Annotated in this window: 16 protein-coding genes; 3 read left to right on the top strand and 13 right to left on the bottom strand. The window is 58.4% G+C overall.

All coding sequences use genetic code 11. From position 1 onward, the window contains the following. Window positions 1–92 precede the first annotated feature (92 nt). From H8E27_12675 to H8E27_12655, 5 genes are all read right to left on the bottom strand, one after another. Entirely contained in the window at window positions 93–1,271 is a 1,179-nt protein-coding gene (locus H8E27_12675; protein MBC8326470.1) for a D-galactonate dehydratase, read from the bottom strand. After that, entirely contained in the window at window positions 1,272–2,678 is a 1,407-nt protein-coding gene (locus H8E27_12670) for a hypothetical protein (protein MBC8326469.1), read from the bottom strand. Further along, the gene (locus tag H8E27_12665) at window positions 2,662–3,933 is read right to left on the bottom strand and encodes an MFS transporter (protein MBC8326468.1); all 1,272 of its coding nucleotides are present in this window, start codon (window positions 3,931–3,933) and stop codon (window positions 2,662–2,664) included. Before H8E27_12665 ends, H8E27_12670 begins: the two co-directional genes overlap by 17 nt. A gap of 68 nt (window positions 3,934–4,001) precedes the next feature. After that, a complete protein-coding gene (locus tag H8E27_12660; protein ID MBC8326467.1) occupies window positions 4,002–5,393 on the bottom strand; it encodes a DUF1501 domain-containing protein in 1,392 nt (463 codons plus the stop codon). Window positions 5,394–5,402: 9 nt separating this feature from the next. Continuing rightward, entirely contained in the window at window positions 5,403–8,549 is a 3,147-nt protein-coding gene (locus tag H8E27_12655; GenBank protein ID MBC8326466.1) for a PSD1 domain-containing protein, read from the bottom strand. Window positions 8,550–8,657: 108 nt separating this feature from the next. Between H8E27_12655 and H8E27_12650 the strand changes: the two genes are divergently transcribed. Further along, entirely contained in the window at window positions 8,658–9,701 is a 1,044-nt protein-coding gene (locus H8E27_12650) for an ion transporter (GenBank protein ID MBC8326465.1), read from the top strand. 34 nt (window positions 9,702–9,735) lie between these two features. On the opposite strand, the gene H8E27_12645 is transcribed toward H8E27_12650, so the two are convergent. Then, window positions 9,736–11,664: a VCBS repeat-containing protein gene (locus H8E27_12645; protein ID MBC8326464.1), complete on the bottom strand. Its 1,929-nt coding sequence runs from the start codon at window positions 11,662–11,664 to the stop codon at window positions 9,736–9,738. A 107-nt stretch (window positions 11,665–11,771) separates the two neighbouring features. Between H8E27_12645 and H8E27_12640 the strand changes: the two genes are divergently transcribed. After that, window positions 11,772–12,302 carry a hypothetical protein gene (locus H8E27_12640; GenBank protein MBC8326463.1) on the top strand — a complete coding sequence of 177 codons (531 nt, stop codon included), beginning with the start codon at window positions 11,772–11,774 and terminating at the stop codon, window positions 12,300–12,302. Window positions 12,303–12,401: 99 nt separating this feature from the next. Further along, window positions 12,402–12,845 (top strand): hypothetical protein, encoded by a 444-nt coding sequence (locus H8E27_12635; GenBank protein ID MBC8326462.1) that lies wholly within the window; start codon window positions 12,402–12,404, stop codon window positions 12,843–12,845. A 248-nt stretch (window positions 12,846–13,093) separates the two neighbouring features. Here H8E27_12635 and H8E27_12630 read toward each other — a convergent pair whose 3' ends face one another. The 7 genes from H8E27_12630 to H8E27_12600 form a co-directional block, all read right to left on the bottom strand. Beyond that, entirely contained in the window at window positions 13,094–13,243 is a 150-nt protein-coding gene (locus H8E27_12630) for a hypothetical protein (GenBank protein MBC8326461.1), read from the bottom strand. Between the two features lie 165 nt (window positions 13,244–13,408). Then, window positions 13,409–14,452 (bottom strand): glutathione synthase, encoded by a 1,044-nt coding sequence (locus tag H8E27_12625; GenBank protein MBC8326460.1) that lies wholly within the window; start codon window positions 14,450–14,452, stop codon window positions 13,409–13,411. A gap of 48 nt (window positions 14,453–14,500) precedes the next feature. Beyond that, the gene (locus H8E27_12620; protein MBC8326459.1) at window positions 14,501–16,429 is read right to left on the bottom strand and encodes a DUF1704 domain-containing protein; all 1,929 of its coding nucleotides are present in this window, start codon (window positions 16,427–16,429) and stop codon (window positions 14,501–14,503) included. Next, window positions 16,429–17,214, bottom strand: a complete 786-nt coding sequence (locus H8E27_12615; GenBank protein MBC8326458.1) for an N-formylglutamate amidohydrolase — start codon at window positions 17,212–17,214, stop codon at window positions 16,429–16,431. Before H8E27_12615 ends, H8E27_12620 begins: the two co-directional genes overlap by 1 nt. Before the next feature lie 132 nt (window positions 17,215–17,346). Further along, window positions 17,347–20,907 (bottom strand): proline dehydrogenase family protein, encoded by a 3,561-nt coding sequence (locus H8E27_12610; protein ID MBC8326457.1) that lies wholly within the window; start codon window positions 20,905–20,907, stop codon window positions 17,347–17,349. Between the two features lie 12 nt (window positions 20,908–20,919). Then, complete coding sequence (locus tag H8E27_12605; protein MBC8326456.1) at window positions 20,920–21,891, bottom strand: cysteine synthase family protein; 972 nt, start codon at window positions 21,889–21,891, stop codon at window positions 20,920–20,922. Window positions 21,892–22,040: 149 nt separating this feature from the next. Then, the coding region (locus H8E27_12600) for a 2-amino-3-ketobutyrate CoA ligase (protein MBC8326455.1) at window positions 22,041–22,159 on the bottom strand (119 nt) is incomplete at its 5' end.

Raw genomic sequence — 22,159 nt, 5'->3', positions numbered from 1 at the left:
AGGGTAAAGCGTGCGCCCAAAGCCGCAAGCTGATTTATGCCACGGATTGGACGTGCTCCCGGATGCAACCCGCCCGAGTTGGAGAAACTGCACTACCAATCGCCGACGCTGCCGTCTCGGTGAAATACGCGTTGCGGCAGCTCGGGCTTGTAAGGGTGTTTTTTAATTTCGTCCTCGTTGAGCTCGATGCCGAGCCCCGGGTTTTGATTGGGCTGCACGAGGCGGCCTTTTTCCTCAATGGAAAATCCTGTGGTCACAATGTCATCGCGCCATGGAACGTCGGCGTGGACGGTTTCGCAAATGATATAACTCGGCTGGCTGAAGCCAAACTCCAGCGAGGCAGCGGTACTCACCGGCCCTTGCGGATTGTGCGGAGCAAGTGAGATGCGATGCGCCTCGCACAGCGCGGCGACGCGGCGGGCCTCGGTAAAGCCGCCGACATGAGTGAGGTCCATTTGGCAAACCTCGCAGGCGCGGACGTTGAAAAGATCGCGAAAGTCAGCAAGACGCGTAACGCGTTCGCCCGTAGCCACGGGCGTGGTGATGGCCGCGTTAATGGCGACCATGCCGTCGATGCTCTCGGGCCAGCAAGGTTCCTCAAAAAAATACAGCCCGTGCGGCTCGAGGGCTTTGCCAAGCTGCAAACCCATCGCGGGCGAAGGGCGGGCGTGGCAGTCAACCATAATGTCGATGTCCGGCCCGACAGCCTCGCGCATGGCGGCGACGCACGCCTCGGCAGCACGGATAGGCGCTTGGCCTTCGAGCGGCATCATTGGCGGTACGGCCATGCTTTTAAATGCGGTGAAGCCTTCGGCCACAGTGGCCGATGCGAGATCCGCGAACCGCTTGGCGTTGTCGACGGGCGTTTCGTAAAACGTTTCCATGTTGCCTCCGCCCAGATGGCTATAGGTGCGGATGGTGTCGCGCACGGGCCCGCCCCAAAGTTTGTGGCAGGGGACGCCGTGAATTTTTCCGGCGATATCCCACAGTGCGATGTCGATGGCAGAGATGGCGGTGGAGCGGACTACGCCGTCGCCATGCCAAAAATGCTGGCGATGCATCATCTGCCAAAGGTGCTCAATACGCGTGGGGTCCTCGCCGATCAGCAGATCGCTGATATCCTCCACCGCACCGACGACGCCGCGCGTGTGCCATTCGAGCGTGCCTTCGCCCCAGCCGATCAGGCCCGGCTCGCTGGTGATCACTTTTACAAAAATCCAGTTTCGCATCCGCGCGTGGCAAACATGCGTTTCGATAGCGGTGATTTTCATTTATTTTGAGAGGGATTCAATTTTCGAGCCGATGGTTTCGATCACGGTTTCTAAACTCCCCGGCGCGGTGACGGCGATACTTTCCTGATAAATTCCTTTGTCGTACAGCGCACGCGGCGGCAAATAGCTCGCACCCCAATGGCTGGCGATGGCGGCGACGATGATCGGCGTGCCGGGGAAGCGTTCGCGCAGTGCCGTTTGCAAAATGCTGTATGGCTCGCCCTGCACGATGACCCACACCGCGCCGCCAATTTTGAGGACGATGGTCTCCAGCGGAAACGCATCCCCCGGGGGAAATTGGCTCAAGCGATGGAGCAGGCGGCGCTTACGCTCAGCCATTGCGCGGGCCTCGGGGGGGTCCTGCGATTCCCATTCGGCGAGTTCGGCGGTGACTTGCTCGGGGGTCGGCGTGCCGGGGCGGATGGGGAGGTCAATGGTTTCGCGATGGAGTTGCCAACGCGCGTTGGCCTCGGCGTGAGCGGCGGGAAGATCCGTGTGTTTCCATTCGCCGAGCGTTGCGCCGGAGACGACGGGGCCATGGTACGCAAAGCGAGTGCCCGCAACGGGCAACGCCTCTAAGGCGCTGAGCGCGGCGTAGGCGAGTTGACGCCCGTTGCGCTCGGCCACTTCGGGGTCACTCACAAACCCTTCAACGGGCCCAAGCTCACCGCTGGCGCCTTGCAAAAAAAGACAGGGCGCGCCGGTGGCGGCTTCGATGGTGTCGCGCATCGCGCCGGGGTAATCGGGGCTGATGAGCGTGTTGCCCCAAGCGAGCGTGGTGGGATGGCAGGCGTAGTTGACCAGGGTGGCGAGTAGCGCGCCGTCTTCCGCGTGAACGCGCCCGACAAGCACGGTGTCATCGGCAGGCGTGCCGGGGTTGTAGCCGCAGGCCCAAAGTTTATTTTCCTCATCCCAAAAATCGCGATGCGCGGCGAGGTTGCATCGGCCGGTTCCGTAGACGAGCGTGGCGATCTGTCGTTGATCCCACGCCTCACACGCAAGCTCGATGACGCGCACCGCAAGGTCATCGAGATACGGCGCAATGAGATGACCCCCGGGAAGGTCGCCGCGCTCAAGCCCCATCAACCCGGCAGCGTGGGTGTGGGAAAAGACGACAATTAAATCCGCGCGCGAAATTCCGGTGCCTTTGCTGACGTGAGCGAGCAGATGATCCATCTCCTCCCGGCCCATCACGCAATGATCCAGCGCGATGATGAACTGCCGCCCGTCCCCTTCAGCCGGTGCGAGTGCCGTGACGGTAGCGCGCAATGGCTGGTGGATGCCCGTGGCGCGATCGTGTTTCGCCGCACCCCACATGCGATGATAAATATCCGCCGGCGGCGTAATATCACCATGCGCGATGGCAAATCGGCAACGGCTTTGAGGGATGTCAATGTGCATCGGCATCGGGCAACGCAGTTTTGCGTAACAGGGATTGGTCGAAGACGGTGCCTGAGGAATCGAGCAGCCACCAAAAATAAGCCGCCGCAAGGTAGAGGCCACAAAACAGCATCATCACGCCCGACCAACCTACCATTTCCTGAAGGTACGGGACGCCAATCGTAAACGCGACCGCGCCGAGGTTGCCCGCCATATTCATCGTGGAAAACAGCGGAGCCACATGGCGGCCACCCATGTCGATGGTGATGGTGTAGCCACATGGCCCGGCGGTGCCTGCGAAAAAACTGCCGGCGGTGACGAGGGCCACCGCTATCGGGGCACCCTTCACAAAAAACGCAGGCACAACGAACAGCGCGCACAGGACGAGCGAAGTGCAGGCCACCCCTTGGCGGGAAGCGCGACGACTGCCAGTGCGCCGATAAACTGTGTCCACCACCGCGCCGCCAAGTAGAGTTCCCCCCACCGCCGCTAACAGCGGCAGCATCGTGAAAAGGCCCGATTGCTTGATGGTCACGCCGTGGTGTTCCTGCAAATAAGTCGCGAACCAGCTGCTGAAAAACATCATCGCCGCGGCGCGACAAAATTGCTGACCACAAATCCACCACGTTGCCGGACTGGCGAGCAAGTGCCGCCAAAGCGGTGGGATGCTTTTCCCCGATGGACCCGCGTGAACATCTTCCTGCGTGATATGCGCCACCTCAGCGGCGTTTGCAGCGCGATGCTCCTCGGGGAGATCGCGAAACCAAAACCAAAAAAGAACCGCAAACAGAATTCCGGGCACACTGAAAATAAAGTACATCCCTCGCCAGCCGATGTCCGGATGCACCACAAGCATGCCGGCAATCCACATGCCCACCGCCCCGCCCAGCGCCATGAATCCGCCAAGCGCCCCGCTGGGAAAGGCGCGCTCCGTGGCGGGGAACCACTTGGCAATGGTGTTGGTGGACGCCGGGAAAAGCCCCGCCTGCGTGATGCCCTGGCCCGCGCGCGCGCCCATGAGCATGGCTAACCCGCTGGCTTTGCCCATTAACAGGGTGGCCACCGACCACGCCGTTGCGAAGAGTGGCAGGCAAAACCGCGTGCCTTTTCGGTGCGCCAACCAACCGCTTGGGATTTGCATCAACGCGTATGGCAAAAAAAACAGCGCCATCATCCAACCCGTTTCGCGCTTGGTCAGATCCAAATCTGCTCGGATGGAACTCTCTGCCACAGAGATGGAATTACGGCAAATATAAGCCAACAAAGCCGCGACACACAGCATCCCGAGCACTTTGAATCGCGCCCTGGACGGGCTGGGTGGCGGGGGCAATTTGCTTGTCACCGCCGGCATCAGGCGATGATCTCTTTGATGACGTGGCCGAAATCACGCTCGAGGCGTTTGTGGCCGGGGAGTTCCATGCGCTCGGATTCGAGGCCGAGTTGATGCAGGAGCGTCGCGTGGACGTCGGTGACGTAGTGGGGATGTTCCTCGGTGTGAAACCCAATTTCATCGGTGGTGCCGTGGGCGATGCCGCCTTTGAGACCACCGCCGGCCATCCACACGCTGAAGCCATAGGGGTGATGATCTCGGCCGTTGCTGCCCTGCGAGCCGGGGGTGCGGCCGAATTCTGTGGCGAAGACAACAAGCGTTTCGTCGAGCATTCCGCGTTGCTTGAGATCCTTCAGCAAACCGGCAACGGGACGGTCCACTTGCATTGCCAATTCGGAATGCTTGGCCTTTAGATTGGAATGCTGGTCCCACGCACCGGCCGCGCCACTGCCGTGCATGATTTGAATGAACCGCACTCCGCGTTCGGCAAACCGCCGCGCGGCAAGCAGTTGTTGGCCGAAGGGCTTCGTTTCTTTTTGGTCAAAGCCGTACAGTTTTTTGGTCGCCTCGGTTTCGCGATCAAAATTTACCACGCCGGGCACGGAGGTTTGCATTCGGTACGCCAGCTCATACGACTTGATGCGTGCTTTGAGTGCGGCGTCATTCGGATAATTTTTTTGGCTGAGACGGTTCAGTCGGTTGACCAATTCGAATCCGAGCAGTTGCTCTGCATTTGTGATGTCGCCTTCGGGCCGGGCGTAGTCGAGCGGATTCTTGGGATCAATTTTCAGCTTCACCTCGTCGTACGCCGGGCCGAGGTAATGGCCATCGCTGCGGTCAAAATAGCGCGGCCCCATGCCGACGAATTGCGGCAGGTTTTCGTTGAGCGTGCCGAGGCCGTAGTTGACCCACGCGCCGATGGTGGGCACGCGTGGGTCGAGCATGTGGCGCCCGGAATGAAATTGCACCTGCGCGCCGTGGTTATCGTCGGTGGTCCACATCGAGCGAATCACCGCGATGTCATCAATGCATCCACCAAGATGCGGAAACCAATCGCTCACCCCGATGCCGCTCTGGCCGTATTTTTTGTATCCCACCTGCAGCGGATACAGCTTGGTGCGCTGTTGGCCGTTGGCATCGTTCACTACCACCACGCGCACCTTCTTCAGCCGCTCGCGATCCATCACGTATTTGAAGCGCGTCTCGCCAATTGATTTCCCCGCGAGCGTGTTGAGCATTGGCTTCGGGTCAAAACTTTCCATGTGGCTCACGCCGCCGCGCATGAACAACCAAATCACACTCTTCGCCTTGGCCGCAAAATGCGGCAATCCTTCCGCCCCGCGCAGCATCGAGGACAGTGCCATGCCACCGAAGCCCAGACCCGAACGGCCCAAAAATAATCTGCGATTCATGTCCATCATTTATCTGACTGAAACAAAGTCATTATGATTCAGCAACGCGTGAACCAGCCCCCGCCGCGCACGCTGTTTTGGATTTGCCTTCTTTGCCTTTCCGGCCGCGGCTTCAAGTTCGGCCAGCGCCTTCAGGCACTCCTGCCGCTCGGACGGATTTGGTTTGCGGCCTAACAGGATTTCAAATGCCCCGTCCACAAATTTTTCACCCTTTATTTTTTGTGCGATCAAACCGGACATCTCAATCGCCAGTTTACTGTTTGAGAGTGCGAGTGCCTGTTGCGGGACGATACTTTCGGTGCGGCGATAGCATTGAAGATGGTCGGCGTCGTTGAACATTTTTAACAGCTTGTCCTGCTGATCGCGGGAGTGTTTGAAATACAAACTGCGCCGACGCGCGGCATCGCCTGGGTTGATGGATGGGCCGCCCATTTTTGGATCCAACACCCCGGCGAGATGGAGCAGGCTATCGCGCACTACTTGCGCCTCCATTCGGCGATTGTTCATGCGCCAGTAAAAATGGTTATTGGGGTCGGCTACCAGCGTCTTGGCGTCTGCCCCGGCGGTGGTGGAGCTGAGACGGTATGCGCGCGAAGTAACGATGAGCCGGTGCAGGTGCCGGAAGCTCCAGCCGGATTCCATGAACTCCACCGCCAGCGTGTCGAGCAATTCCACCTGCATCGGTTGTTTGGCGCGCAAACCGAAGTCGAACACCGATTCCACCAACGGCTCGCCGAAGTGCCGCAGCCAAACATGGTTCACCGCCACGCGCGCGGTGAGCGGGTTTTTATTTGACGCAATCCACCGCGCCAACGCCAACCGCCGACCGGTGCTGGTTTCCGGATAGGTAGTGGGATACTGCGCCTCTTTGTGCGCGGGCGTTTCCAACGCTTTCTTCGCTGCGCGAATGGGCGTGAAGCCGCCCGCGCCTTTGGCCGCCGCCGCGAGTTTCTTTTCCGCGCCGGCGATTGTTGTTCGCGCCGCTTTCACTTTGTTCGCGTCTTTGCCCGCAGCGAGCAATTCGTACTCACCCGCCGCCCTCATCGCCTCCGCTTCGCGCTTGGCGGCCACCCGTGATGCCGCTTTGAAGTGACTCTTATTGTGCACCAAACGTTCAGCCACGAAAATTGCCTTTAACGAAATCAGCTGCGCCTCGGCGGCCGCGAGCTTGGCAGTCAACGCCTGCACTGAGGTGGCGGGCTTCGCTGATGGCGTTGAATCGTTGGACTCCACCAGCTTTACCTCCGCAGGTAGTGAGCGGATGGAGATATCGTCAAATGCCACCGTCGCATCGAAGCCGGACAATTCCAAGCGCCCGCCCGGTTTGCGATCGGGCAGGGTGTAGCCGATTTGGAATTTTTCGTTGAGCCACACATTCACCAAGCGATCGCGCACGGCAAAGCGCAGCGTGTACGGCGTGCCAATTTTAATGGGCTGCACGACGCGACCCTCGGCGGGGTACGAGCTTTCACCGTTGCGCTGATAAGCCACGTGCAGTTTCGGGCCGGGCTCGTGGGCGCTGGTATAAACGAAGTTGGCGTACTTGCGGTCGGGCGTGACGTCGAAGCGGAAGGTCACGGATTTGTACAGCGCGCCGCCCGTGTGCGTGTAGCGGCAGGTGATTTCGAAATCGCGCGGCACGGGCTGACGCAGCACGAGCCGTTCGGCATCGCGCGTGGGGATAGTTTGGTGCAGTGCGCCGTCTTTAAATTCCCAACCCTTGCCGAAGACTTCCCACACCTTCGGGTTGGGTTTGTTGAAATCATCTTTTACTGCAAATTCCGGCGTGGGTGTTGCCGACGAAGGTTTTTCCGACGCGGGCTTCTTATTGGGCGCGTTGGCGACTTTCGTTTTGGCGGCGGCCAATTCCGTCTTTGCCGCGTCTACTTTTGCCTGCGCTAATTTCAGTCGATCCTGTTTCACGTAGTCGCGCGCGGCAGGCGCAAAGGCACTGATGGGGAGTTGCACCGGTTCGATTTTCGGTGCGAAGCTGGACAGGATTGCAGGCACACTGGCTTGCATCACATGATTGGTGTCAGGGGTTTTCGGGTCACCGCGCAAATGCAAATAAGTTTTGATGTCGAGGTGATTATCGAAAACACGGGGAAGGCCGTCTTGTTCAAAATCCGTCACGCCGGGCACGGGATCCAGGCGGACTTGGTGGGGTTCGAAAATGGCGCGGAACCGGTAGTAGTCCTTGTGCGTGATGGGGTCGTACTTGTGGTCGTGGCATTTAGCGCAATTGAGCGTGAGTCCGATGAAGGCTTTGCCGGTATGCTCGATGGTGGCATCGAGCCAAGTGGTGCGGTTGAAGAGATAATAATTGCGCGCAAGAAAACCGGTGGCCCGCAGCGCCTTGGGGTCTTCCGGCGCGAGTTCGTCGGCGGCGAGCATTTCCAGAATCATCCGGTCGTAGCCCTTGTCCGCGTTCAGCGATTCCACAATCCAATCACGCCAATGCCAGATGTGCTTTTGGCTGTTGCGAAGTTGCGCGCCCAACCCGTACCAATCCGTGTACCGCCAGACATCCATCCAATGCCGCCCCCACCGCTCGCCGTGTTGCGGGTTATTCAACAGCGCATCGACGATTTCATTCCACGGTCGGCGGTCATCTAACTGCTCCCGGGTCGGCGGCAACCCAATGAGGTCGAGGTACAATCGCCGCAATAAAATCGTCCGCTCCGCTTCCGGTTGCGTTTTCAGACCCCGCGTTGCGCGGCGGTCATCCAAAATCACGTCGATAGGATTTCCGGCATCCCCCGGCAACGGCATTTTTGTTGGCATTTGAAACGCCCAATGCACGCGCGGATCAGCCTCGGCGATCTCGCCCTTGGGCACCGGCGCACCGTCGGCAATCCAATCCCGAATCGCCGCGATTTCTTCCGCCTTCAAGGCCGCCCCCTCCGGCGGCATCCGGTCGTCGTTATCTTTTGAGGTCAAGCGAGACAACAGCTCGCTGTCCGCCGGATTGCCGGGCACCACTACCGCAGCGCCCTTTGCCCCTTTGCGAATATTCGCCGCCGTGTCGAGCCGCAGGCCCGCCTTCTGCTTGAGCGCCCCGTGACACGCAAAACATCGCGCCTTGAGCACCGGTTTGATGTCGCGCAAATAATCTGCGGCATCAGCCGTCAGCACCATAAACAGCATCAGCGTCATTGGCCACGCCCTTGTCATCGAGCCATTGTCGCCGGTAGCGCGTGGGTGGCAATGCAAAACGAATTGTTTTGTCCGCGTTTTTCGCGTACACAATTTGGCGGAGGACGTATGGCTGAATCAAACACACCCATTGTGGACTTGCGCGAGCGCGTGCGCATCATCATCCACGAGGCGGACACGCCCGCGGGCAAGGCGTTCGACGTGGCGCTGATCTTCGCCATCCTCGCCAGTGTCGGCGTAGTGATGTTTATCACCGTGCCCGGCATGGAACATTGGGCCAAGACACTCGACGCTGTTGAATGGGGCTTCACGATTCTGTTCACCATCGAGTACGCGTTGCGGTTATGGTCGGTCGATTCGCCCGCCAAATACGCGCGCAGCTTTTTTGGCGTCATCGATCTGCTGGCCATCGTGCCCACTTACCTCAGCCTCATCCCCGGTGCGCATCTCGAATATCTGCTCGTCGTCCGCGCGCTGCGAGTGCTGCGCATTTTCAGGATATTAAAACTCATCGAATACGTCCGCGGCGCCCGCACCATCATGCACGCTCTGCGCGCGAGCTTTGCCAAGATCACCGTGTTCCTGATGGCCGTGGTTATTCTGGCCACCATCATCGGCGCGGTGATGTATCTGGTGGAAGGCCAACACGAAACCATCAAGGAACCCCGTCAACTCACCCAGGGCGATGCGGTGTTTGTACGCAATCACGTTGCCGAGGTCACAAGCGTTTCCAACCAAGGCGACCCCATCCCGATGGCACACGTACAGTTTACCGATCAGCGAACCGAAACTGTGTTGCTGAGCGAAGGGGTGTTAACGAAGCCGCGCAACGAACGATTTGAAAGCATTCCAAAAAGTATTTACTGGGCGATCGTCACGCTCACCACCGTGGGCTACGGCGACATCACCCCAACGTCGGCACTCGGGCAGTTCCTTGCGGCGGTGGTGATGATTATGGGCTACAGCATCATCGCCGTGCCCACCGGCATCGTCACCGCCGAAATGACCCGCGTCGATGGCCCGCACGCCCCCAACACCCGCGCCTGCCCCAACTGCGGAGTCGAAGGGCATCGAACCGATGCCGTCCACTGCCACGCCTGCGGAGAGACTTTGCACGGTGCGTATATTAAAACAGATGAGCAGGATATTTAGGATATTGAATCCTGAACACCGTGAATATCCGTGTTCATTTCTGGCTTTTTGTGTTCCTCCCGTAATATAAAAAACCATCCTCCGCGCCCACCAACAAATCCGGCACGCCGTTGCCGTTCCAATCCACCACCGTCGGACTGGTGGTGTGGCTCGAAATGTTGCGCTCAAATAACGTGCCCCGATTGACCAAACGAACCATGCCTTCGCGGGAGCCGGTGGATTGCCAAAGCTCGGCGTTGGGGCTGTTGGCGAGCACATCGCGGCGGCCGTCGCCGTCCCAGTCCACCACACAGATTTTGCGCCGACCACTGCCACCGGCGGTGCGGGTGTTCAGGCGCACGTAGCCGGGCTGTTGAGTTTCAAAAATGCGCTGCGGCGCATCAAGCACCACCCGGCCATCACGCCGGGCGCGCGGAAAAAGCACGAGATAACCCTCGTGATCGAGCATGATCAGGTCGGTCAAGCCGTCCTCGTTCCAATCAATCGCCACCGGCGTGGTGCGCCATTGGGTGAGCAGGCCCTTGCCTTGCGGCCGCATCCAGCCCCACTTGAGCGCGGGTTGTTTGCCCTCGCGCCATTCCACTTCCACGGGCGCCGCGGCATCCAGCTTGGGCGCGCGTCGCGTGCCGACGTTGCGATACCACACGACCTTGCCGAGGATGGAATTAACGATCAAATCCGGCAGCCCATCGTGATCCCAATCGGCCACCGTCTGCGTGGTGTACCCCCATTTGCGTTCGCACGGACCCTGGATGGAGCCGTTCGGACCGGCCATGATGCGGAGCGTTTGGCCGCCGGCCTCCAGCAACTGCGGCGCAGCCCACTTGGGGCGTTCGACTTTCGGCCCACTGAGATTTTCGATGAACGCAATGTGGCCGGCGGTGTTGCCGCAAATAATATCCTCATCACCGTCGCCATCCCAATCAAACCCTACTGGCGTGGACAACGCGCCAAACTTCACCTCATCGGCTTCCTGCTGAAAATATACCGGCGGCAAAAACTGCGGCAGCCCATCGCGCACCTTGCCCGTGTGTTCGACCAACGCCACGCGGCCATCCTCATCGCCCACAATTAAATCAACATCACCGTCGCCATCCCAATCCACCGCGCTGGGCAGGATCATTTCCAACTCCATCGTCAGCGTTTTGCCGTTGTGCGTGAGCTTGCGGCCAGCGGCGTACTTGGGGGCCTTGTGCGTGCCGGTGTTTTCAAAATAAGTGAAGCTGTCCACAAACTCGCCGCAGAGCAGATCCAGATCGCCATCGCCATCGAAGTCCGCAAAATTCGGCGAGGGCCGGCCGTACACATCCACCGGCTTGCCGCCGGCCTGCACCTTGGCGGGCGCCGCGTACTTCGGCGCGGCCGTCGTGCCTTCGTTGAGCATCAGATAGAGGTAGCCGTGCAGCGGGCCGTTGGTCCATTCGCCCTTCGCGTTATAGGCGTTGTCCCAGCCGTAATCGTCCCAGACGCCCACCGCAGCGACGAGATCCAGCGCGCCGTCGCCGTTGTAATCCACGTACTTCCATTGGTTCGCGCGAATCTTTCGATGCCGTTCGACGCGTGCGGTTGGATAAATCTTTGTAATCTTCGTGAGGTCCGCCGACACCTCTGCTCCCGGCAAAACAAAGCGCGGCTTACCGTCCACCCAACTCACTTGAATATTACGCAGCGACCCGCGCAACCGTTTGCCCGCCTTAAACACCGGCGTTTTGCTGCCTCCCGGATTTTCAAAAAACCAAATCCCGTTGTACGGCTTGCACGGGCAATCCACCACCAAATCGAGATCACCGTCTCCATCCCAATCCACCGGCATCGGCCAAGCCCACAGCCCCACCCCCAAGTCCACCTTCAGCCCGGGATGATTGTACTTAATCCGTTCAAGATCAGCGGCTGGTAGCAGGCATATTGAAGCAAGCCATACCCATGAGATATATTTCAACAAAGTCACGACGGAGTGTGGCATATACAAGACGACGATCAAGCTAAGATCCGCAGTAGAAATTTTGACCATTATAAAATTACCCAGTTTTTACAGTATGCAAACTTTTTATAACATGCTATTATCTTGGCTTGTTAGAGAGAACTGTTTTGGCTATTCAAAATAAATATAAGAATGTTGCGCGAATTTGCGGCGGAACAATCGTCGCGGCCTTTTTCCTGCCTTGGATCGATATCATGCTTTTCAGTTTTAGCGGAATGGAATTGAACAGCATGTTCAATAAAATGCAGGGACTGCAATCAGGATTACAGTCATTTGCAAATGCCTTCTCCGAAGGAGCGGGAGAGGGTCCACTCGAGGCGGAGGAATTATCAAAACCTCTGTGGCTTTATGGAACCATGCTCTTCCCGATTCTTGGGGTAAGTTCGGCCATTTTTAACAAGAAGCTGCTTCATATTTTTTCAGCTATTTTCATCTTGGGCATCGTAATTTGGGCGTTTGTAGACTTACGCAGCACTTTGAGTGGGGAGCTGGGAGATGGCGAATTTTCCATGCTTCAAATTATGTCAATCGGTCTTTGGGTGACTATTTTAGCCCCTTTTGGGCAACTCTTTGGAGCAATTGTGTATATGGATAATGCCGAAGAATCTGGCTCAATATAACCCCACAAGATTGATAAAAGTAATTAACCCCAACGCTAACCATAAAAACCAGATGGCTTCCTGCTAGGGCATGGTTGCCAACATAACAAAAGGAAAATAATGCAACAAATACCACGTGCGTGTGCAGCTCTCATTCTAATAGGCTTTTTTCTGCCTTGGATCACAATGGACTTAGGAGGGCTAGGAGCTCTCTTGGGAAGTGAAGGCGGTCTCAATATATCTGGATATCAGTTTGCCACTACCAAAGGTGCTATGGGCGAGGCACAATATGCCCTTTTGTTCGCTCCAATTGTCGCCATCGCCGCTGCAGCGTTTCACTCCAGAAAAGGATACGCTACTTGTTCAATTCTAGCCGCCGTCGTGATTTTGTTCGTAGGGCCTGTTTTCTTGAAAGCCGGTGCTGCAGCAATGGGCGTAGAAAGAGGTTATGGCTTGTACATGTGCTTCGCGGGTTGTGTTGGAATGTTAATATTTGGATCGATCGTAACTGAGCCGAAGCCGAACAGCGGATCAATCGATGCGACCGGTGAAGATTTAGTGTAATTAACCCGCACGACCAAAGGGAAAATTATTGCAAAATATACCGCGTGTTTTCGGAGTCATCATTGCGATCGGATTCTTTCTGAATTGGTATTCGGTTGATTTTCTTGAAACCAAGATGGGCTTCACTGGATTCACGCCGGCCAAAACTGGCGGAGAAAGATACCTGATGTTCATCATCCCTTTGGCAGGCATTTTTTCAACCATAGAGGCACAGAGAAAAATAAAAAACTCTGTGCCTCTGTGGTGAATCATTCCACCCCAGCCCGCTTTTCATTGCCCCGCGCGCCGAGGTTGCCGTAGCGATGGTAGTCGTGGGAGAGGCTTTGTTCTTCGACGTACCACAATAATTCCAAGCGACCTTCAGCGAGCACGGGCGTGCTCGGCGTGGAATTCGTCATGGGCTTGTTGGGTGTAACTGTGCAACACGGGCTCCACGGAGGGCACGCGGGTGGCGAGGGCTTTGAATACTTCAACTTTGTGTGTTTGCGAACTCACAGGCTCGTCTCTCCATTGCGGTTGATTGGAGGGACAAGCCCGCGAGTCTGTGGCGGCGTAGGGCCGGTTTACAGGCACGCCATGCCGGTGTTGTTGAATTCCCGGTTGTAGTGGGTCATGTACTGGACCTTGCGCTCGATGGAGTCGAGGACGGGCGTGCAAAAATTGACTTTCTCAAACTCGCGCGCGCTCCCCAATCCCCCGGGGCTGAACACGTTGATTTCCATCAGTTTATCCCCGACGATATCGAGTCCAACAAGGAACATCCCGTCTTGAACCAGCTTCGGGCGGACGATCTCGGCGATGGCCAGTTCCTTGTCGGTGATTTCCGCTTTGGCCTTGATGCCGCCGGCGTGAATATTGCTGCGAAGGTCGCCTCCCTCGCGCACGCGCCGGAATGCGGCGTAGCGTCCCTTGAAACGCAAGGGTTGGCCGTTCATCAGAAACATGCGTGTATCGCCGTGCTCGGCTTCCTTGAGGAACTCCTGACAAATGACATAGCCGTCGCGCACAATCGCGTCGATCATCTGGTTCAGATTCGGAATATCCGATTTGCGGACCATGAAGACATTGGCGCCTCCGGAGCCCTGAAGCGGCTTGATGACGGTGTCGCCGAATTCTTTCGCAAAGGATTTAATCTCATTGCGGTCGCGCGTGATGAGTGTTTGCGGGCGGACTTCCTCGGGGAAATTCTGGAAGTACATTTTGTTCATGGCCTGCATGAGACCATTGGGATCATTGAGCACAATCACGCCGTGCTGCAGTGCGTGGCGGCTGAACAGTATGCCGGCCTGGGCAGCCCAGTTGCGGGACGCCCGTTCGGTGGAAGGATCGTTTCGTAGAAACAACACATCCAACTCGCCCAGGGTCAGGCGTTCCCGCGAGGCTTTGGGGCTTTTGACATTGGTGATAAAACTTTTGAGACTTTTGAATTTTCGGGCCGGCGGACTGACCACCCGGGCGCGGACCTGATTGTCCGGATCCAACGCAAAATCGTCGGGCGACAGATAATACACCTGATGCCCGCGGTTGTGGGCGTACATGGCCAGACGGGTGGTGGTGTAGTTGTCTTCTTCGGTGAGCAGGTCATTGACGAAGAAGGCGATTTTTATTGGGATTCGATCCATAGGTTTCACGGGGAGTTTAATGCAAAAAAGGGTTCAATGGGAAGCCCGTCGTCGCGGCGTGGCAATCAGGTCCAACGGCGTACAAGGCCGCTGAAGCCGTTCAAGCCGAGCGGCAAATTTTGGCGTCTCGGTGTAGGAAGGGATCAAAAGAGGCGGTTGCAACACTTGTCGCAGTCGCAATTCGGCGATGATGGGCAGGTGGCGTTGGTGGATTTTACCGATCCACAGCGGCTCCAATGCGCCGCCGGCTTCGAAGTAGCGCAACAGCGCCAACACGCCGCGCAGGTACATGGCATCCTTGATCAACCCGCCGCTGCGGTAGGTGCGGGCGGTGACGCCATAAGCGGCGCGGTTTTCAAATTCCCAACGGCCCGTCAATTCGCGAAAGGTTTCCACAAACGACCTGCCTTCCTGCAAATGATGCGCCGCGATGACCCGTCCGGCCAGCAAGCGCAAACGAATCGCAGTCAGTTCACCGGCAAAATATTCGCTGAGCACGGCAAGCCCTTCCTGCATTTCGTCATAACCCGGCAAGCCGGACGCCAGAAGGCGCAAGGGTTGTTGGCGGGCGTTCCAGTAGGTTAGCACGTGTGTCCCGACTTCATGCTGAATCAATGCATTCAGACGATTGGCGGGGAGACGAGCGTGGGAGGGCACGAGCATGTTGCCTTCGGAAACCATCAGGCTGGCGACTTGATCTGTCAGAATGACCTTGGACTGCACCAAGGGATTGCACCGTTTCATGCGTTGGATCTCCGCTTCGGCGCGCTGGACGTATTGCTCGGCCGGCAGGCGACCAAAAGAGAGATCATCCCGAGTGCGTCCGGGCAGCGCGTGGAGGATGCGTTGGGCCGCTTGCAGCAATGCGTCATCAACCGGTTCAAACAACTGCAGACTGCCGTAAAGAAAATTGCGCGTCCCGCGGTCCATGAGCATGGTCAGCTGCCGATCCAGTTCCGTGCGTTTACTGCGAAAAAGGGCGGAAAGCGTGGGGTCTTCCACGCGATCCAGATCAATGCGGTACAGCGCGCCCTTCAACCGTGCCGGATCCATGGGCAACGGGCGGTATTGAAATTCCGGAGTCCGTTCAAATTTACGCCGATGAAATGTCTGCCAGCTGGGCTGAATATTGACCGGCGTGCTGAGCAGTAAAAAATCGAATTGCTCGGCGATCTCTGCCAGTCGACGGTCGACATCCCACACTGCGCGGGTGACGGCTCGGGGGCCCAACGCATGAAAATGCGGCGGTTGCTGAGGGGTTTGTGATCGGGCAAATTCGTAAAAGGCCTGACGCAATCCACGGGACAGTCCCCGGTGAATGCGGCGGCGGAGTTGGGTGTACTCGTGCAACCCGTTTTCACGGGGCTGATAAATCGGGCGCACCTCCAAGCCCATCAACCGCACATTCCATTGCTCCCGTTGACGGGGGGAGAGCAGTGGCGGGAGATCAATCGGGTACGAACGCGGGTGATGTTGAACGCGCACCTCAGCGGGTTGTTTGAGCACGCGCACCTTGCGAAGCGTTTGCTCCAACGCTTCCACGGTTTTTCCAGAATGCCGAACGGCGTGCACGGTAAACCCGGGGCGAAATGCCTCCGTGCTCTCCGTCTTCTTTGGCACGGCATGATGGTCGCCGGACCAGAGTTCCAACACCAACGACGCGCCAAAGGCTTCATTCATTTCCTGCAGCAACGTTGAAAGAAGGGCGTTCAATGGCCGCCGGAGATTTTTGTGTGCGGAGCAAATTAAATAAGAGGCTTCACCGCGAACCAGCCAATCGGTGCCTTCATCCTCCATCCCCACCGGATCACGATACACACAGAGAAACGGCAGTTGACGATCGATGTGCAACAGCCCTCCGAAAGGGAGCCGGCGATGGATCCGCTTGTTGTCGCGCCACAATCGGGCCATCTCCTCCACGAAGGCGGCGTCCAATGACGGGCTGGGGGTGCGGGCAGGCATCAGTTCAAATTCAATAACGCCCGTTCGGCGGACCATGCGGCGGTGTCCAAGGCGTTCGTGATCCGCCGAAAGGTGGCGTCATCACGGATGCCCGTCCATTCGTCCATAAACATTTTTTTGACTTCCACCGCCACCGCACAAACGCGGCCGGGCCAGCGCCCGTTCAGCCACTGGGAAAAATGGCCGCCCTGAAACTTCACATTGCGGCGTGTGTCCAAACCTTCCGCCCGCAAGGCACTTTCCAGAGAGTCCAGCACCGTCGCCCATTGTTCGGGGCAGGTCAACCGGGCGGTGCCGAGATTGATCTCCGGATTCGTCTCCGAATTCGCTGAGTCGGCCTGAGGCCCATTCCGACGATGGTTGTAGGTATGCAGATCGAGCACGAGCAAGTGGCGATGTTGCTTCAACTGCGCGTCCACAAAGAAAGCCACGGCCTCATAAAAGGCATCGTAAAAATCCAGCGCCGTTTGCTGAACGACCTCCGGCAACGGCGCCTCGTATAAATCCAAACCCCACGCGGCTTCCGGTCCGGCATACACCGCATTCTCCCGGGGCCGATTGAGGTCGCCATCAAATCGCGACCATTCCACCACCAACCCATGCGCACCAATCACTGTCCATTCATTGGTAAACGGATCCTCCTCACGCAGCCGATCGGGTTCCGGCAGTCGCAGGCAACCCGCCATGCCGGGCCGCAGCCGGTGTCCGGCGTGGATGGCGGTCGCCAGCACGGGGCCGTTTCCCAGACGCCAGTCCAGGCCCTCTATTTTTAAATCGGAATTCAAGCGGCGTCCCTATCAGTCAAACGCCATGGGAAATCAACACAAATTATTCTCTGGGCGGGTATATTTTTCAACCATTGTGAACCAGGTAGGGCACGCTGTCCCGGCGCGCCGCGGCGGGGTGGGCACCCCGCCCTACCTTGCGATTGTGTTAACTGGCCCGTTGCGCTGCTCGTCAAACCTTGGCCCGAGATTTCCGTAACGATGGTAGTCGTGGGAGAGGCTTTGTTCTTCGACGTACCACAATAATTCCAACCGACCTTCAGCGAGCACGGGCGTGTCGGCGATGTAGATGCAGGCTTCGTTGGCGGCTTGGCGGATGGCTTCGGGGACGCGCGATGGCTTGGCGTAGCGGAGGCGGTCAAATTTTTTGACAGCGGGTTCGGGGACAACTTGGGCGAATTCACGCCAGTCTTCCGCGCCGGGGCCGGTGATGGAGACTTCGCACCCCACCGAGATGGCAGCGCCGATGCGGGCGGCGATTTCGAGTTGGGTGTCGTCGGCGTGCAGACAGATGCAGAGGCGATCGATGGGGCGATAGCGGCGGAGATTGTCCTGGCCGAGCAGACGCAGGTGATCGTGCTCGGCATCAAATTCGTCTTGGATTTGTTTTGTGTAGCTGCGCAACGCGGATTCCACGGAAGGCACGCGAATGGCGAGGGCTTTTAAAAAATTATGCGGACTCGCAGGCTCGTCCCTCCATTGCGGTTGATTGGAGGGACGAGCCTGCGAGTCCGTGGCAGCACGTGTATCATTCCTCTCCTCAAAATCCATCAACTGCGCCACATAGTTTGGCCCGCCGGCTTTGATGCCGGGGCCGAAAGCGCTTTGGCCCATACCGCCAAAGGGTTGGCGCAGCACGATGGCGCCGGTGGTGGGGCGGTTGATATATAAATTTCCAGCACGCACGCGGCGTTGCCAAAATTCCTGCTCGCGCTCGTCAAGCGTCTCGATGCCGGAGGTGAGGCCGAAACCGGTTTGGTGAATGAGATCGATGGCGTCATCCAACTTCTCGTAACGCATCACGCTGAGCATCGGGCCGAAGAGTTCCGTGAGATGCGCGTGGCTGCCGGGCTGCACATTCCATTTCACCGCGGGCGAGGCAAGGTGCGGATTGTCCGCAGGCAACGGCGGCACCAGCCATTGCTCGCCGGGCTCGAGCGCTTCCCGCGCGCGGGCGAGGTCGCCGCTGGCAGGGCGAATGAGCGGATTCATTTTTGTATGCAACTCCCACGCGGATCCAACGGCGAGGCTCTCCACCGCGTCGCGCAGGCTGCGCCTGAATTTTGCGTCATCAAAAACTTCCGCCTCCAACAGCAACAGCGACGTGGCCGAGCACTTCTGCCCCGCGTGACTGAAGGCCGAGTGCAGCACGTGCTTGATGGCTTGATCGCGGTCGGCCATCGCGGTGACGATGGTGGCATTTTTGCCGCCGGTCTCCGCCAGCAAATTCAGCGAGGGCTTCGCGCGCAACATCGTTTGCGCCGTCTCCGTGCCGCCGGTGAGGATGACCACGTCCACGTCATCACTCTCCACCAAATGCTTGCCCGCCAAACGGCCCGGGCACGGCAGCAGTTGCAAGGCCTCGCGCGGCACGCCGGCGTTCCAAAAACATTCGCAAATGAGATGCGCCGGCAACAGCGTGTCGCTCGCCGGCTTGAGCAGCACCGTGTTGCCCGCCGCCAACGCCGCCGCCACGCCGCCGCATGGTATTGCGATGGGAAAATTCCAGGGCGAGATCACCGCCACCACACCCTTGGGTCGCGCGGTAAGGTTTGGTAAATCGTGCAGCGCCTGCGCGGTGCGTGGGTAAAACTCCGTGAAATCGATGGCCTCGGAAATTTCTGAATCGGATTCCGGCGCGATCTTGCCGCCGTCGGCCATCGCCGCGCCAATGAGATCCGTCCGCGCTTCCCGCATGCACTGCGCGGCCTTGGCAAGGATGGCATTGCGTTCGGCCATCGGCATCGCACGCCAACCGGCGGGATCCGCCTGGGCGCAGGCAACGGCGCGTCGCAAGTCGTCAGCATTCGCCTGCGGCGTGCGGGCGATGATGGTGTCCGGCCGCGACGGATCGGTGCTCTCTATTATAGATCGATCTTCGGTGACGGCTTCGCCGGCGATGATGAGCGGGATGTTTGTGGCGTCATCGCCGCAGCGCGGTTTCCATTTTGCAATGATGCCCTCGACCCACTCGCCGTTTTGCGGCAATGAAAAATCGGTGTCGGGTTCGTTGGTGAATTCGCGCCAATCATCGGCGAGCTTGGACGTGGTGGGCGGCTCGCACCGATCTTGTTGGCGATTGGGATGATTGGGCAAACTTTCGATGCGGTGCACGGAATCGCTGAATATTTTTTCGAGGTGCGACCATTCGGGGTCGTCCACGCTGATGTGGAAGGCGTGCCGCAGGAAATTATCGGGCCCGGTGTTTTCGTCCAGTCGGCGAATTAAATATCCAATCGCGTTGATAAATTCCTCATCGCGGCAAGCGGGCGCGTAGAGCAGAATATTTTCCGCGTGCTTGGTAAGGGCGCGGCGTTGATGGCTGGCCATCCCCTCGAGCATCTCCAACCGCACGCGGTGAATCGCGCCGCAATCCTGTGCGAGCAGTAAGCCATACGCGATGTCGAAGAGATTATGCGACGCGATGCCGGGCCGCACGGCGGCGATGTTTTCCTCGCGCATCGCCTCGTGCAACATCCGTTTGAAATTCGCATCGCTATCGATTTTCACATTGAACGGCGCTTGCGGCCAACCGCCGATGGCCGCCTCGATGCGTTCCATTTCCATGTTCGCACCCTTCACCAACCGCAACCGAATGGGCGCGCCGCCCGCATCGACGCGCGCGCGCGCCCACGCATTGAGTTGTTGCTGCACGGCATGGGCGTCAGGCAGGTACGCCTGCAACACGATGCCGGCGCTGATGTTTTCCATCCCATCGCGATCGAGCGTGCGCATAAACGCGGCGGTGGTGAGGTGCATGTCCCGGTATTCCTCCATATCGAGGTAGACAAATTTCGCCACGCGATCACCGTTGGGGCGGGTGAATGTTTGATCGGCAGCGGCACGAAAAAGCTTTTCCAATCGCCCGCACAACACGGCGACCGTGTGTTCGCGCGCGAGCGGGTTAACCTGCGAATAGAGCGTGGAGATTTTCACGGACACCACTTCGACCTCGGGTAAGGCGAGCGTGGCGAGATATTGTTCGAGGCGTCGGGCGGCTTCGGTTTCGCCGAGCACCGCTTCGCCAAGAAGATTGACGTTCATTCGCAGCCCCTCGGCGTGGCGTTGGCGGAGGTGCGCGGTAAGCGGCGGAGGCTCGGCTCGCAGGATAACATCGGCGGTGTCCTGCCGAATCTTGCGGCGCGACAGCGGGAATGCCACGAACGCCACCAGCTGTCCGATGCGGCGGAGCATTTGCAGGCCAAGCTTGTCGAGCGGGCCAAAGAATCGCGGGATGCCGCGCGTCTCAAGCAAATGTTGAAACTGACTAATGCCACGCGAGGCCGAGCGCGGGCGGAAAGCTTGGTCAGTGAGCTGGGCGACGGTCACCTTGTCCGGCGGATGCTCGAGCATTCCGGAAAGTTCATCGAGCTGCGCCTGTTCGGCGGGCGTGATGAGCGTGCCGGCGGTGGTTTGCAGCTCGCGCGCCAGCGCCATCGCCCGCGCCTCCAATGATTGGATTTCGGTGGCCATTGTTTTTTGCAACTAGGCGGGCGTGCTGAGTTCGTCGTCCCACAAATCCGTGCTCAAATATTTGAGGCCGGAATCGCAGATGTTGACGGCAACGGTTTTGCCTTTGAACTCGCCGCGCAAGAGTTGGTATGCGGCGGCGATGTTTGCGCCGGAAGAGTAGCCGGCGAAAATGCCTTCGGTGCGCGCGAGCCGTCGCGTGACCTCGGTGACATCCGCGTCCTCCACCGTGAGATGGCCGTCGACGTGGTCTTGATTAATCAGCGGCAAATCCTTGGCGTAACCGCCGCCTTGAATCACGTGCGCGCAGCAACTGATGCATTGACCCGCGAGCTTGGCCGCGCCGTGCGGCTCGACGATGTAACAGCCGATTGCCGGATTGTGCTCTTTGAACGCGCGCACCACTCCGGCGAAGCCGCCGCCGGTGCCCACAAAATCGCAGAAGGCATCGATGTTGCCGTCGGTTTGGCGGAGCCATTCCGGGCCGGTGTGTTCGTAGTGCGCCTGCGAATTTTCCTCGCGCTTGAATTGGTCCACGCGAAAAGCATTGTGCTCGATGACAAGGCGGGCGGTTGTGGCCTCCACGCGATCCAAGTCTTCGCCGGTAACCCCTGCCTTGGAATCGCCTTGCTCGACGAGCACAACCGTGGCGCCCATCGCGCGCATCATTGCCGCGCGTTCGGGGGTGTTGCCGCGCGACATCACCGCGATAAACGGATATCCCTTCACCGCACAAATCATGGCTAACCCATTGCCGGTGTTGCCGCTGGTGAGTTCAATCACAGTTTGCCCCGGCTGTAAAAGACCCTTCTTTTCGGCTGAATCAATAATCGCCCGGGCGATGAGATCCTTCTTCGAGCCGCCGGGGTTCAGATATTCCAGCTTGGCGAGGATGCGCCCATCGATATCGGCCGTGAGGCGAGAGAGATCCACGATGGGCGCGTGGCCGACAACGTCGATGATGGATGAACAGATGGCTTTGTTCATTTTTTCAAAGTCCCAATGACGGGGAAAGTCCCAATGACCAATGACCAAATCCCAAGGAAATCCCAATGTGCAAATCCCGAATCGCCGGTGTAATTTTGAGGAATTGGGATTTGGTCATTCCTTGGGGTTTGGTCATTGGGGTTTGGTCATTAAATCCCCATTTCAGTTTTCACCTCGCCGAACTTGGCGATGGCGAATTCGAGATCTTCCCGGGTGTGCGCGGCGGAGATTTGGGTGCGGATGCGGGCTTTATCTTGGGGCACGACGG

The sequence above is a fragment of the Limisphaerales bacterium genome (assembly GCA_014382585.1).
Taxonomy (GTDB): Bacteria; Verrucomicrobiota; Verrucomicrobiia; order Limisphaerales; family UBA1100; genus JACNJL01.
The sequence above is the reverse complement of the archived record's forward strand: the minus strand, read 5'-3'. Positions and strand labels throughout refer to the sequence as shown.